Annotated in this window: 6 protein-coding genes and 1 pseudogene; all 7 read left to right on the plus strand. The window is 41.0% G+C overall.

Annotated elements, in window-relative coordinates; all coding sequences use genetic code 11:
- The first annotated feature begins 17 nt into the window (after positions 1–17).
- The 7 genes and pseudogenes from NBH01_RS10435 to NBH01_RS10465 all read left to right on the plus strand — a co-directional run bounded on the left by NBH01_RS10435 (position 18) and on the right by NBH01_RS10465 (position 14,290).
- Positions 18–2,960, plus strand: a complete 2,943-nt coding sequence (locus NBH01_RS10435) for a SusC/RagA family TonB-linked outer membrane protein (protein WP_225693929.1) — start codon at positions 18–20, stop codon at positions 2,958–2,960.
- Between the two features lie 18 nt (positions 2,961–2,978).
- Complete coding sequence (locus NBH01_RS10440; protein WP_195380524.1) at positions 2,979–4,514, plus strand: RagB/SusD family nutrient uptake outer membrane protein; 1,536 nt, start codon at positions 2,979–2,981, stop codon at positions 4,512–4,514.
- An 18-nt stretch (positions 4,515–4,532) separates the two neighbouring features.
- Entirely contained in the window at positions 4,533–5,432 is a 900-nt protein-coding gene (locus NBH01_RS10445) for a DUF4984 domain-containing protein (RefSeq protein ID WP_055217332.1), read from the plus strand.
- Between the two features lie 23 nt (positions 5,433–5,455).
- On the plus strand, positions 5,456–7,402 hold the full coding sequence (locus NBH01_RS10450; protein WP_225693930.1) for a DUF8476 domain-containing protein: 1,947 nt from the start codon (positions 5,456–5,458) through the stop codon (positions 7,400–7,402).
- A 36-nt stretch (positions 7,403–7,438) separates the two neighbouring features.
- A complete protein-coding gene (locus tag NBH01_RS10455) occupies positions 7,439–10,153 on the plus strand; it encodes a DUF4458 domain-containing protein (RefSeq protein WP_055217334.1) in 2,715 nt (904 codons plus the stop codon).
- A gap of 17 nt (positions 10,154–10,170) precedes the next feature.
- Positions 10,171–12,153 carry a BACON domain-containing protein gene (locus NBH01_RS10460; RefSeq protein ID WP_195380527.1) on the plus strand — a complete coding sequence of 661 codons (1,983 nt, stop codon included), beginning with the start codon at positions 10,171–10,173 and terminating at the stop codon, positions 12,151–12,153.
- Between the two features lie 50 nt (positions 12,154–12,203).
- A pseudogene (locus NBH01_RS10465) lies at positions 12,204–14,290 on the plus strand (S8 family serine peptidase).

Consider the following 14,290-nt stretch of genomic DNA (forward strand, 5'->3'; position numbering starts at 1 on the left):
AAATTCAAGTATCAAAGATGAGAAAATCAATTCTCTTGTTTGTACTCTTTGCTCTACTGAATATTCCTCTTATGCTTTTTGCACAGAGCGGATATAAGGTAAAAGGACATGTTGTTTCGGCAGAAGATAATGAGCCGATGGTAGGTGTGTCTATTTTAGAGAAGGGTACTACAAATGGTGTAATTACCGACATTGATGGTAATTACACTCTTGAGATTAAGGGTACGGCAAGTGCTACTTTGCTGTTCTCTTATATCGGTATGCAATCACAGGCACATGAAGTTAGTGCCAAAACCGGCACACTGAATGTTCGTCTGGTTTCAGATGCTGCTTTAATAGATGAGGTAGTGGTGGTAGCGTATGGAACTCGTAAAAAAGGGACGATTGCTGGTGCCGTTTCCACTGTGAAAGCGGAGAAACTAGAAAATGTGCCAGCTGCAGGTTTTGATCAGTCACTGCAGGGACAGACACCGGGATTATCTGTAATTTCTAACTCGGGAGAACCTAGTAAGGCGGCTGTCTTCCAGATTCGAGGCACCAATTCAATTAATTCGGGAACTTCCCCCTTGTTTATTTTGGATGGTGTGCCTATTTCCAGTGCTGACTTTAATACGATCAGTCCGGGAGACATAGAATCTATATCGGTGTTGAAGGATGCTTCTTCAACCTCTATTTATGGAGCTCGTGCGGCGAATGGTGTGGTTGTAATCACTTCCAAACGTGGTTTGGCAATGGATAAAGCAAAAGTGACATTGCGTGGACAGTGGGGATTCTCACAATTGGCATCGGGTGATAACTGGATGATGATGAATACTCCTGAGCGTATCCAATTTGAAAAAGAAATTGGTTTGGACACAGGTAAGGATTATAATTTGCTTTCTCGTACAGATATTAATTGGCTGGATAAAGTATTTAATGATCGCGCTCCATTGCAGAGCTATGAACTGTCTGTAAACCGTGCTACCGATCGTTTGAACTACTATGTTTCAGGAGGATTTTACGATCAGGACGGTATTGCTCAGAGTTCAACTTTCCGTCGCTATAACATGCGTGCCAATGCGGAGGTTAAAGCCAGTAACTGGTTAAAAATAGGTACCAATACGATGATGGCTTATGAGGAAATAGCGCAGGCTGAAGAAGGGGATATGGCACTTTATACTCCTATTTCCGGCTCACGCTTTATGTTGCCTTACTGGAATCCTTATAATGCTGATGGCTCTTTGGCTTCAGAAAATGACGGAACTTGGAAAGGGACAGGGCAGAACCCTATTGAGTGGATGGCAAATAACCCTGTAGAACATAAAAAATATAAGTTGTTGTCAACCGTTTTTGTAGATATCACACCTGTTAAAAACTTGACCGTCCGGGCGCAATTCGGTGCTGATTATTCTCATTCTACCTCTTTTATGAAGTCTTATCCGAGCTACATTATTAATAATAACTCAGGAAGGGCTGGACGTAGTTCGTCGGATATTCTAAACCTGACTGAAACTCTTACTGCAAATTATCGGTGGACATTGAAAGATGATCATTCATTCAATTTTATGTTGGGGCAGGAAGGTATAGATTATCGTTCGACAGGTTTCCAAGTAGTTACGAGAGGACAGACCATTAATCGTTTGACGAATATTGCTTCTGGTACACGCGCTTCCTCATGGCAAGATGCCAATACTGAGCATGCTTTCATATCGCTTTTCTTCCGTACTGAGTACAACTATAAAGATTTGTATTATGCGGAAGTTGCCGCACGTACGGATGCCTCTTCCCGTTTTGGTAAAGACCATCGTTGGGGAGCTTTTTGGTCATTAGGTTTTATGTGGAACATAAAGAACGAGGCTTTTTTGAAAGATGTGGAATGGCTGACTGGTGCTCAGATTAAATTGAGTACGGGTACATCAGGTAACTCGACCATTCCTGACTACGATCATCTTGCACTTGTTTCCGGAAATGCCAATTATCTTGATCAAGCCGGTCTATATCCTTTGCAGAGTGGGAACGAAGACCTGGGTTGGGAACAGACTTGGGCAAATAATATCGGTATGAGTGTCGGACTTTTCAATCGGCTGAATGTAAATTTGGATTTTTATCATAAGAAGACTACCAATATATTGATGTTTGTTCCCCAGTCGTATGCCATGACTGGCGAATCTGGGCATTGGGATAATATCGGTGCAATGATGAATAGAGGCGTTGAAGTAGCAGTAGATGGTGATGTTGTTCGCACGAAAGACTTTACCTGGAATATGAGTGCTAATTTTTCTTATAATAAGAATAAGTTGTTGGAGCTATACAACGGTGTAGAAGAATATGTTAATTCAACAACCGGACTGAAATATATGGTTGGACATCCTGTTACAGAGTTTTTCCTCAATCGTTATGCTGGTGTGAATCCAGCTAATGGTGATGCATTGTGGTACACTGCTGACGGAGAAATAACAACTGAGTTCCGCGAAGAAGATAAAGTTATGACAGGCAAAGCTTATGAATCTCCCTGGGCGGGCGGTTTTGGAACAACCCTTATGTGGAAAGGTCTTTCATTATCAGCGCAGTTTAGTTGGATGGCTAAACGTTATGTGATGAATAATGACCGCTTCTTTGAAGAGAGTAATGGAATCTATAGCACCTATAATCAGTCCAAAAGGTTATTATATGACCGTTGGAAAAAGCCTGGTGATATTACGGATATTCCCCGTTATGACGTAGTAGCAAAATTAGACGACCGCTTTCTTGAAAATACTTCATTCCTTCGTTTGAAGAATCTTACATTGGCTTATTCACTTCCACAGTCGTTGTTGAGGAAAGCTAATTTCTTCTCAACTGCACGTGTCTATTTACAAGGACAGAACTTACTGACTTGGACTGGTTTCACCGGACTTGACCCGGAAGTTGCAAGCAATATTTACAGGGCACAATACCCGGCTTCACGTCAATTCACATTAGGTGTTGAAGTTTCATTCTAAATAGTATATAAAAGAAAGATGATTAAGAAATTTAAATTATATATCTTGTTGGCTGTTGTGGCATTTTCCGCTACTTCTTGTTTGGATAAGATGCCTGAGGATTCCATTCCTTTCGACGAGTCTATCCAAACGGTGGATGATATAAACTTGGCTGTTATAGGTATCTATGATACTTTTAAAAGTAGTTCTCTTTATTCCGGGAGTCTTACATTACTACCCGATTTGCAGACAGACTTAGTATATGGAGTAAATGGAAATACGAATATTTACGGAGAAATCTGGCGTTGGAAAGACATATTGGCAACCAATACCAGTATTGAAGGTGTTTATGCTGCATTGTACAATGTGATCAATCGCTGTAACTTTCTACTCGACCGTGTGGATAATGTAAGAAAGAACACAACTAATGATGATGATTTGGATCTGATTGACCAGTGTTGCGGTGAAGCCTATTTTGCTCGTGCGATTGCCTATTCGGAATTGGTTAAACTTTTCTGCAAGGCTTATGAAAGCGATGAAGATGCTGCCAATCAATTGGGTGTTATTTTGACTAGACATTATAAAGGGAACGAAGAAATGAAGCGTGCATCGCTGAAAGATTCTTATCAGTTTATCTTAGACGATCTTGATCTTGCCGCTGAGTTACTGGCATTGGATAAAGACTTCCAGCCTACCGGCAAAGATGCTTTGTACAACACTGCTGCCTTCTTTAACGAATATACTGTATACGCACTGCGTGCACGTGTAGCTCTTTATATGAGAAAATGGGATGAAGCTATTAAGTATTCCAGTAAAGTAATAGACAGTAATTATTACCTATTGTCCAGTTGTACAAATTATGTGTCCGAAAACGTTAGCTATTATAAATATATGTGGACTAGCGACCTCTCTACCGAAGCTATCTGGAAAGTTGGTTTTACTATAAATTCTTATGGTGGTAGTTTGGGGCAGATCTTTTTCAACTATGACTACAGTAGCTACCGTCCGGATTATGTACCGGCAACTTGGGTTATCAATTCGTATGATAGTAATGACTTACGTGTGTCTAGTTTCTTCCAAACATACACTACCGGCTATAGCCACGGTCTTTCCTGGCCTTTGTTGATTAAGTATTTGGGCAATGAAGAATTTACAAGTGCCCAGATCCTACACGTCTCTATGCCTAAAGTACTTCGTCTCTCTGAACAATATCTGATACGTGCTGAAGCTTATGTGCAGCAAGCGCAACCTGACTATGGTCGTGCAGGAAAAGATATTACGACTCTCCGTATGGCACGTTATTCAACTTACGGTGGTTCTACTGCGTTGTCTGCTTCTAATGCGATGGATGTTATCGAAGCTGAACGTGTGAAAGAACTTTATATGGAGGGTTTTCGTCTTCACGATTTGAAACGTTGGCATAAAGGATTCGAGCGCAAGCCACAAGACCAGTCATTGGCAAATGGTAGTAGCTTGAAAGTAGAAGCTGACGATCCTTTGTTCGTGTGGCCTATACCGCAGCACGAATTGGACGCTCCCGGTTCACAAGTCCAACCGAATGAAAGTAACAAATAAGATTAAAAGCATATGATAATGAAGAAATTATTATTAGGATGTATAGCAGTCGGTGCTGCTCTGATAGCTCTTTCCGGATGCGATCAGGACAAGGTGGTGTACAACGGAGCCAGTTATCTTATGTTTTCTGACACGCTTTATACGTATGCCGTGCAAGAAACAAATGAGATATTCAATGTTCCGATCTCTGCTACTGTGGCTGCCGATCACGACCGGACTTTCGCTGTTGAAGTAATTGATCGCGAAAGTAATGCCGTGGAAGGTAAGCATTATAAAATTCTGTCGAATACCGTTACCATTAAGGCGGGAGAAAGGAGTACCAATTTAGAGGTACAAGGTATTTATGATAATCTGGAAATTAATGATTCGCTGGGTTTTGCATTGCGACTGGTAATTCCTGAAACGGAACAATGGGGACTCTATGGAACTGAAGCAAAAGTTGTAATGCAGAAAATCCGTCCGTTTGACATTAAAAACTTTACAGGTTATTGTGTTGTCAGTTCGACTTATTTTGCAAGTTATTTGAACAATTTAGAATTGCGTCTGGTAACTTCGGATATCGTAGAAGGCAAAGAAAATACCATTGCCATACATGGTCTTTACTATGACGGATACGATACGGAAATCACTTTCAACCGTGAGGATGTTCAAGAACCCCTAGTTGAAATGGATGAACAGGTTTGTGCATCTACAGGAACGGCTTTCGGAACTATTTACGGTGACGGCAAGTTGCTGATGAATCAACCTGCCGCTTATACTTCTTACTTCAGTACTAACGAAAATTTCGTCCTACAGTATGTCACGCTAAGCGTGAACAATAAAGATGGATCATCATACGGTACGGTTGGCACGTTTGTCAATGTGATCGAATGGATAAGCGAAGCAGAAGCGGAGAAATTAAAAGAACAAGGATATTAAAAAAATAAGAAATATAAATGGATATGAAAAAGTTTAGTTTAAAACCACTAGGAGATTCCTGCATGAAGATGTTATGCAAGAGTTGCTTCTTCATTGGCTTACTTATGACTTTCTGTCTGACGGCATGTTCGGATGACGATGATGATACGGTGACTCCGATATTTCCGGAAAAACAAAATATTGTCTGTAATGCAGGTGAGAAAAAAGAGTTCACTTTCACGGCTAATACTAACTGGAGTTTGGCATCATCAGCAATTTGGTGTAAGTTTCAGAACAACGATACAGAAGAGTTTGTAGTATCCGGAACTGCCGGAACACAAACCGTAACTATTGTAGCTACAGATGAGAACCAAAAAAATGATAATGTTAGCGTAGCTAAATTGGAGTTGACAATGGGTGGTCAGACAATTGTGATTGGTGAAGTTACTCGTTCGGCTGCAGGATATGAATTGAAAATATTCAATGAAGAAGGAACAGAGATTAACGAATTGAAAGTAGGATACCAAAGCTTTTCAAAGTTTAGTGTGCAAGCTAACTTCCGCTTTGCTGCTACCAATTTGCCGGGTTGGGTAGAACTCGATGGTGGTTCTCTTGTTGGTCCGGTGGATAAGAAAGTAGATGGTGGTCTGAAAATAATAGAAAACAATGACCGCGAAAAATATCCGATTGCAGCTACTGATAAAAATGTGATTACCTTCTCCGATGAAGAGGGAAAAGCATTCTATTCTTTCAGAGTTTCTTACGATGGTATGACGCCCGGTGTACTGGAAATGACACTTCCGTCATCCAATAAGTATGATTGGGCTGTATCTTTGGACGGAAAAACTTTCACTCAAAGCGCCGGAGGAGTGGCAGGTACGGGAGGCAGTACAACAACCCTCAAGAATCGCGTTCCATTTACTGTTAAAACATTGAACGATGATTATGAGGTAGTATTTGTTGAAAAAGGAAGTAACAATAATGATTTGTATATCATGGATGCCAGCTATAATGAATGGATGCGTTGCGAACGTGAAGGTGGTAATGTGACACTTATTGTAGACGAATATGCTCCTGCTTCGTACGAACCGGCTGAAAGAGTTGGATATGTTCTTGTCTTCTCACGTGCTCAATATGAAGGTATCAAAGATAACTTGGAAGCGACTATCATTGACGGTGAAAATCTGGTTTATAAATATGAGCAGTCTAATCTTGTTCTTCAGTTTACTCAGAAAGAAACGAAAGGCGGTGGCGATGATCTAGCTATTACTGCGGTAGACGGTCAAACATATAATCCTATTGATTGTACGTCTTATACAGGTGGCGATGCAGATTACTTTAAGTCAGAGTATGGCGTGACAGGAATTTTTGAGATAAAACAGCCTGCATCGGTCGCTACAGTGGCAAAAATGCCTTTTAATTGGAGCAATTCAGTATGCTATTACTTTGAAGGTGAACAAGAGGTCAATGGTGTTATTGAACCAATAAGTGAAACTGACATAACAATCTATACAGAGGTTACAAACGGTAAAGATGTATTTTTAATAGTCTCTGATGAATCGGGAAATAAACTGATGTTAATTGTCAGAATTAGTAATGCCGGAAGTGGCGGTGGAGGAGAAACGGTTTTTGCTGTAGCCGATGGTACTGGAATGCCCGGGAGTGTTGATTGTACTACTTATAGTAGTGGTGCTTTTGGGGGTGGTACTTGGATTATGACTACACTGGATATCGATGACCTTTTTGAAATAACAGAGCCATTGCAATCAATGAATATTACTTTAATGGCTTCTAATCTTTCCAGATATACATGCTATGATACTGAGTCATTTGAAGAAATTAAGATCACCGAAGAGTCTATAGTAAACACGGGTGATAATACTCTTAATGTGTGGCTTGGTAGTGGTACTGAGATAACAAGTAGTGTATTACTAGTAATTGCGGGGGATGATGGTAAAAATCATGGACTCTTTATTCACATCAATAAATAATGTATATATTAATTATTAAACGAATAAATAGATTAAATGAATCTACATAAAATATATTCAATATTCTTCCTGCCTTTTATTGTCGGCCTGCTGACAATGTTGGTAGCGACAGGATGTTCCGATGATGACGAGGCGCTGCAAAGCCAATACGGTTACGTGCAGTTTAAACTCTATAAGAGTACTTCTTTTGAGAAAGGAACAACTACTCGTGCTGCGGACAAACTTGAATCAATGTCTAGTGCACAGAAGATAAAGGTGGTGATGACGCATAACGGTACCACCGTTTCACAAACTCTGCTTCTGAACGCATACAATGCGAACAATGCGGAATATGGTCTGCGTAGTGACAAATTGCAATTACTGGCCGGTACTTATAAGATCGTCGGCTATTATCTGTATGACGGTCTTGATGAGGTACTGTTGGCAGGACCTGCCGGAGAAGACAATGAACTGACAGTTGTAAGTGGAGGATTGCTGGAAAAAGCATTGACTGTAGATGCAGTTCCGCATGGAACCGTTACCTTTAAATTGTCAAAAGAAGGAATTAGTACACGTGCAGCCGGCGAATACTTATTCAGCAATATTCGCTATGTCGATGTTACGGTGATGAATTCCTTTAATCGTGTCACCACAGAATTGAAGGGGATGAAAGTCACCTACAAAGAAGATTCTAAAGAACACCAAAATCCCGATAATGCCAATGATAAGTATATGGATATAGGTGTAGCAACATGCGACTCTGCCGTATGGCTTCCTGCCGGTACCTATCAGGTAGTAGCATATACCACCTACTCACAAAGTGGTATCAAAAGATCGGAATTGGAAACGCAATCTGTAAGAGGAGAATCTTTTACTGTGATAGACAACAAATTGACAAAAGATGCCAACGTCCCTATCCAATTGAAGGAAACGGCGGAGTACATTAAAGATTATAAAGCGCTGAAAGCCATTTGGGAAGCTTTGGACGGAAAGAATTGGAGATATTATAGTGGGACGATAAACAATGCTATTCACAGTTTAAACTGGAACTTCAACAAAGAACTTGATATGTGGGGTGACCAACCCGGTGTTGATTTGGATAATAATGGGCGTGTCACTGGACTCTCGCTTGCCGGTTTCGGTGCCAAAGGCAGAGTACCCGATGCTATCGGGCAATTAACTGAATTAAAAGTGCTTTCGTTCGGTACACATAGCGAAACGGTGAGCGGCAGATTATTTGGAGATGAAGAACTGACTCCGGACATGAGCGAGGAAAAAAAGCATAGAATTCGTATGCACTATAAGAAAATGTTCCTTGACTATGACCAACGCTTGAATTTGTCAGACCTACTACAGGATGCCATCAATAGAAATCCTGAAATGAAACCGATCAAGAAGGATAGCCGTATTTCATTGAAAGATACACAAATCGGTAATCTTACCAATCGAATAACGTTTATTTCGAAGGCTATTCAACGGTTGACCAAGTTGCAGATTATCTATTTTGCCAATTCTCCTTTTACCTATGATAATATTGCTGTCGATTGGGAAGATGCCAACTCGGATTATGCCAAACAGTATGAAAATGAAGAATTGAGTTGGAGTAATTTGAAAGATCTCACGGATGTAGAGTTGTATAACTGTCCGAATATGACGCAGCTTCCGGACTTCTTGTATGATCTTCCTGAATTACAGTCATTGAACATTGCATGTAACAGAGGCATTAGCGCCGGCCAATTAAAAGCTGATTGGACACGACTCGCTGACGATGAGGATACAGGACCTAAAATTCAGATTTTTTATATGGGTTATAATAATTTGGAAGAGTTTCCCGCATCTGCTTCTTTACAGAAGATGGTGAAACTAGGCTTACTTGATTGTGTGCATAATAAGGTAAGACATTTGGAAGCTTTCGGTACCAATGTTAAACTGACTGACCTTAAGTTAGACTACAATCAGATTGAAGAGATTCCGGAAGATTTCTGTGCATTTACCGATCAAGTGGAAGGCTTAGGATTTTCTCATAATAAGCTGAAATATATTCCGAATATATTCAATGCCAAGTCGGTATATGTGATGGGATCTGTAGATTTCTCGTATAATAAAATAGGTTCGGAGGGACGTAACATCAGTTGTTCGATGGATGATTACAAAGGTATTAATGCCTCAACGGTAACCTTGTCATATAACGAAATCCAGAAGTTCCCTACAGAACTGTTTGCAACCGGCTCTCCGATTTCGACAATTATCCTGAGTAACAATTTAATGACATCGATTCCGGAAAATTCATTGAAACCAAAAGACGGAAACTATAAGAATACGTATTTGCTGACTACTATAGATTTGCGTTTCAATAAATTGACCAGCTTGTCTGATGACTTCCGGGCGACTACCTTACCTTATTTGAGCAATATGGACGTTAGCTATAATTGTTTCTCTTCGTTCCCGACACAACCGTTGAACAGTAGCCAGTTGAAAGCTTTCGGAATTCGCCATCAACGTGATGCGGAAGGCAATCGTATCTTGCGCCAATGGCCGACCGGTATCACTACTTGCCCTAGTTTGATCCAGTTGCAAATTGGTTCTAACGACATCCGTAAAGTAGACGAGAAACTGACACCGCAGCTTTATATATTGGATATTGCAGATAATCCGAACATCTCGATTGATGTGACTAGCGTATGTCCTTATATTGAGGCAGGTATGTATGTTCTGTTATATGATAAGACACAAGATATTCGTGGTTGTGATGCTTTGGGTATTGAACGATAATATAAAAGAATCTATTAATGAAATATTTTAGTAAAATAACATTAGGACTAATTCTTTGCATGGGGATCATCTCTTCATGCAAGGATGACGATGAAACAAGGATCGATGGCATTTCGCTAGATAAAGAAGAAATAGCTATCGGTGCCGAAGGAGGAACAGAGAAGATCGCCGTTTCGTCTAATGATCAATGGGTGGTACGCGTTTCTAAACCTTGGATTGCCGTTTCACCGGCAAACGGTTTTGGTTCTGCGGTATGTGAACTTACCATAGACTCTACACTGACGAATGTTGCGCGTACAGCACAGATAAGTTTCACTATGAACGGTCGGGAGCCTAGCTTGGTTACGGTTACACAGTTTGGTTTCGGTAAGCAAATCTTGGTGAAAGAACCTGAAGTGGAAATCCCTAGTTCGGATGCATTCGATAACCGTCACTTTAAATCAACTATCTCTACTAACGTAAATTTCAAAATCGGAAGTGTGGATTATTCTTTCGCTGAAGAGGCTACGATGACTGAAGAGGAGAAAAGAGAGGTAGAAGGAGAACGTAGCGGTTGGGTGACATTGCCGAAGGATAAAGATCTAGCGGTGAATTTAGACAAAGGAGCACGTCCCCGTACTCTTAGAGTGGATTTCCGTTGGGGAATGAACGTGGCTCCCTATACCCGTGTGGCAAAGATCCATCTGGTTCCGGTAGATGAGAATGACCAATTGGTGGACAATAACGGTAATATAATAGATGCTGTAGTGTTGACTGTAACACAAAAAGCAGCTATGAAGATTGAGGATAATCGTGCCGGTGACTCATTGGCTATTATTACTATCAATAGCAAACTTCAGAGCATGATGAGTTTTGATACCAGTGAAAGTATGATGAACTGGAGTTTTGTAACCCTTTGGGAAGCTACTGATAAAGAAATAAAAGATGGAATAGTTCCTACTGAAGCTGTAGGGCGTGTGAGGTCTGTAAGTTATGCAATGATTGATTTGCAAGACGGTGAAACATTCCCCAAAGAAATTCGTCATCTGAAATACCTGGAATCATTTTCAGTTCAGAGTAATGCCAACCGACAAATACGTACTATTTCTTTAGGAGAAGAAATTTGTGAATTGGAGTATCTGAAGGATCTGACAATATTCTCTTTTGGTATAAATGCTCTCCCTGAGAATTTTATTAAATTGGGTAAGAAACTGGAGAATTTGGATTTGGCAAGTAATAATTTCCAGTCGTTGTCTGTAGTTACAGATGTGGTGAACGAAAAGAATTTCCCGCACTTGAGATATTTGACATTAACCGGATGTCGTGCTACGGAAACACTGAAAGATATGAGCTTGATTGATGGGAACAACCAATACAATGGTAGGGATGTCGGTCTGCATGTTGATATTTCTCAAGGACAACCTGAAAGAGAAGCTTTCTTGAAGTTATTGACTTGGGATAAACTGATTTCATTGCAAATGTCATACAACTTCTTGGAGGGAGAATTACCTACAGACGCAGAGGTGAGAGCGGCATTGAGAGCTGCAGATAAACCGGAAACTTATCAATCGGATGATTTCTTCAGTAAAGATGAGTTGACTGCCAAGCCATCCATATTCATGGATAAGATATCTAGAGATACTTGCCAGTGGCTGTTGACGACCGACAATCAGGTGAGATATCGGAAGCAGACTCCAGTAAGCGGGCAGGATATTCCGCGTGTGTTACCGTTTGCCCGTACAGTTCATATTAATCTGAACTTCCTGACAGGTGCTTTGCCTAATTGGTTGCTATTCCATCCTTACTTTGCATATTGGGGACCCGAAAGCATGATATTCAATCAGCAAGAAGACGGCAAAAACTCAAAAGGAAATACAGTGGGATTCAATAATGTGGATATCGTAAACTACGATTTTTCTTATTATTACGGAAGTACAGACCCCGGGACAAATCAAATTGTTAGCGGTGTCGCTTATCCGTTGTATTTTAGAAAATTTGTATTGTCGGGAACTACAGACTAGCAGGACTTTAGAGTAAATATCATTAACAAGAATAATTTTAAATAAGAACAATGAAGAAAAATTTCTTATATACAGCGCTGTTTGCCTTGATACTGGCTTCATGCTCGGAACAAGAAGTGATCGAACAACCCTCTACCCCAACAGGGGGGACGGAAGTTCAGCTTCCGGCTGATGTCACTTCCGGTGAATTGCTGATTAAATTCGATCCTGCAATGACAGAGATTCTTGATCAGGCTCTCACAGTTGCAACAAGAAGTGGGGGGCTATGACCCGTTCCGGGATTCCTTCTACTGACGAAGTGTTGGATATTCTGGGTGCATATCATTTTGAACGTATATTTCCGGTAGACACTAAAAATGAAGAACGTACCCGTACTTCAGGATTACATTTGTGGTATCGGGTAAAGTTTGATGAAAATACGGACTTGAAGGAAGCCGCCGGTCGTCTTGCTAAATTAGGCGAAATAGCTAAAGTGCAGGCTAATAGTCACATACAGCGTGCTTACAGAACTGATGGCTATCGGAGTTATGTCAGTGAGAGTGCATTGCGACAGAAGGCGGCAACACGTACTGTTACGACAGGAAGCACCTTCTCTGATCCCGGATTGGCATATCAATGGCATTATAATAACAGTGGCAATAACCCTTTTGACAATCAGAATGCATTGAAAAATGGTTCCAGGCCGGGGTGTGATGTCGGTTGTATGGAAGCATGGAAGAAGTGTACGGGCGATCCTTCTATTATTGTTGCTGTGCTGGATGAAGGTGTGATGTATACCCATCCTGATTTGAAAGGTAATATGTGGATCAATGAAAAGGAAGAATTTTATGCAGATAAGGATGCTGATGGTAACGGATATAAGGACGATAAATATGGTTACAATTTCGTGAGCAATTCAGGAATCATTTCGTGGATGGATGCAGTTGACACGGGACACGGAACACACGTTGCAGGTACTATTGCTGCTGTGAACAATAATGGCGAAGGTGTTTGCGGTATTGCCGGTGGCGATGGTTCCAAAAACTCCGGAGTGAAAATTATGTCATGTCAAGTGTTTGCGGGTGAAGCCGGTGTTACTTTGGATGCTGAAGCAAGAGCTATAAAATATGCGGCTGATAATGGCGCAGTCATTCTTCAGTGTAGCTGGGGATACAACTCTTCCTTGGCCAATCTGATTGAAGGATATACTCCCGGTCCGGGATCGGAAGAAGAATGGGAAAAATTGTATCCGTTGGAAAAAGATGCATTGGACTACTTTATCAATAATGCCGGTTCGCCCAATGGGGTGATAGACGGGGGACTGGCAATTTTCGCTTCCGGAAACGAATATGCAGGAATGGCTGCATTCCCTGCTGCTTATTCCAAATGTATATCAGTCAGTGCGGTAGCGGCCGATTTTACTCCGGCCTCATATAGCAACTATGGAAAGGAAGTCACGATATCTGCTCCGGGTGGTGATACGGAATATTACAATCCGGTGGGGCAAGATGACCCTGAGGGTTGGGAAGAAGGAATCCATTCCGGTTCTATTCTCTCGACTTGGATACAAAACGGTAATGCGACCTATGGATTTATGGATGGTACGTCTATGGCTTGTCCGCATGTATCAGGAGTCGTAGCATTGGGTTTGTCGTATGCTGTCAAACAACGTCGTCATTTTAAAGCAAGTGAGTTTGTCGAACTATTGAAGTCATCTACAAAACCACTCGATAGCTGGTATAATACAGGAGAAGTGAAGGCTTACTATCGTAACCACATCTCATCCGGAGCTTCCGCTACTAGAGTAGAGTTATCGAAATATATTGGTAAGATGGGTGCTGGATTGCTAGATGCCGGAATGTTGCTTAACAATATTGAGGGTAATGGTTCTGACATGGTAGTACCAAATATGTATGTAGCAGAAGGTACAACATCGGATTTAAACCTTGCCTATTATTTTGTTAATGGAGAGAATCTAACTTATACCTGCACATCGGGGGATACAACTGTCGCTTCAGTATCTGTCAATGGTACGTTTATGACAGTATCTGGGGTAAAAACCGGTGCAACCCGTATTACAGTGAAAGTAAGCAATGGAAGCGAACAATCCATTACTGTTACCGTTCGCAAGAAGGCTAATGATAATGGTTGGATGTAA

The sequence above is a fragment of the Bacteroides sp. B1-V-101 genome, assembly GCF_023656585.1.
GTDB lineage: Bacteria > Bacteroidota > Bacteroidia > Bacteroidales > Bacteroidaceae > Bacteroides > Bacteroides thetaiotaomicron.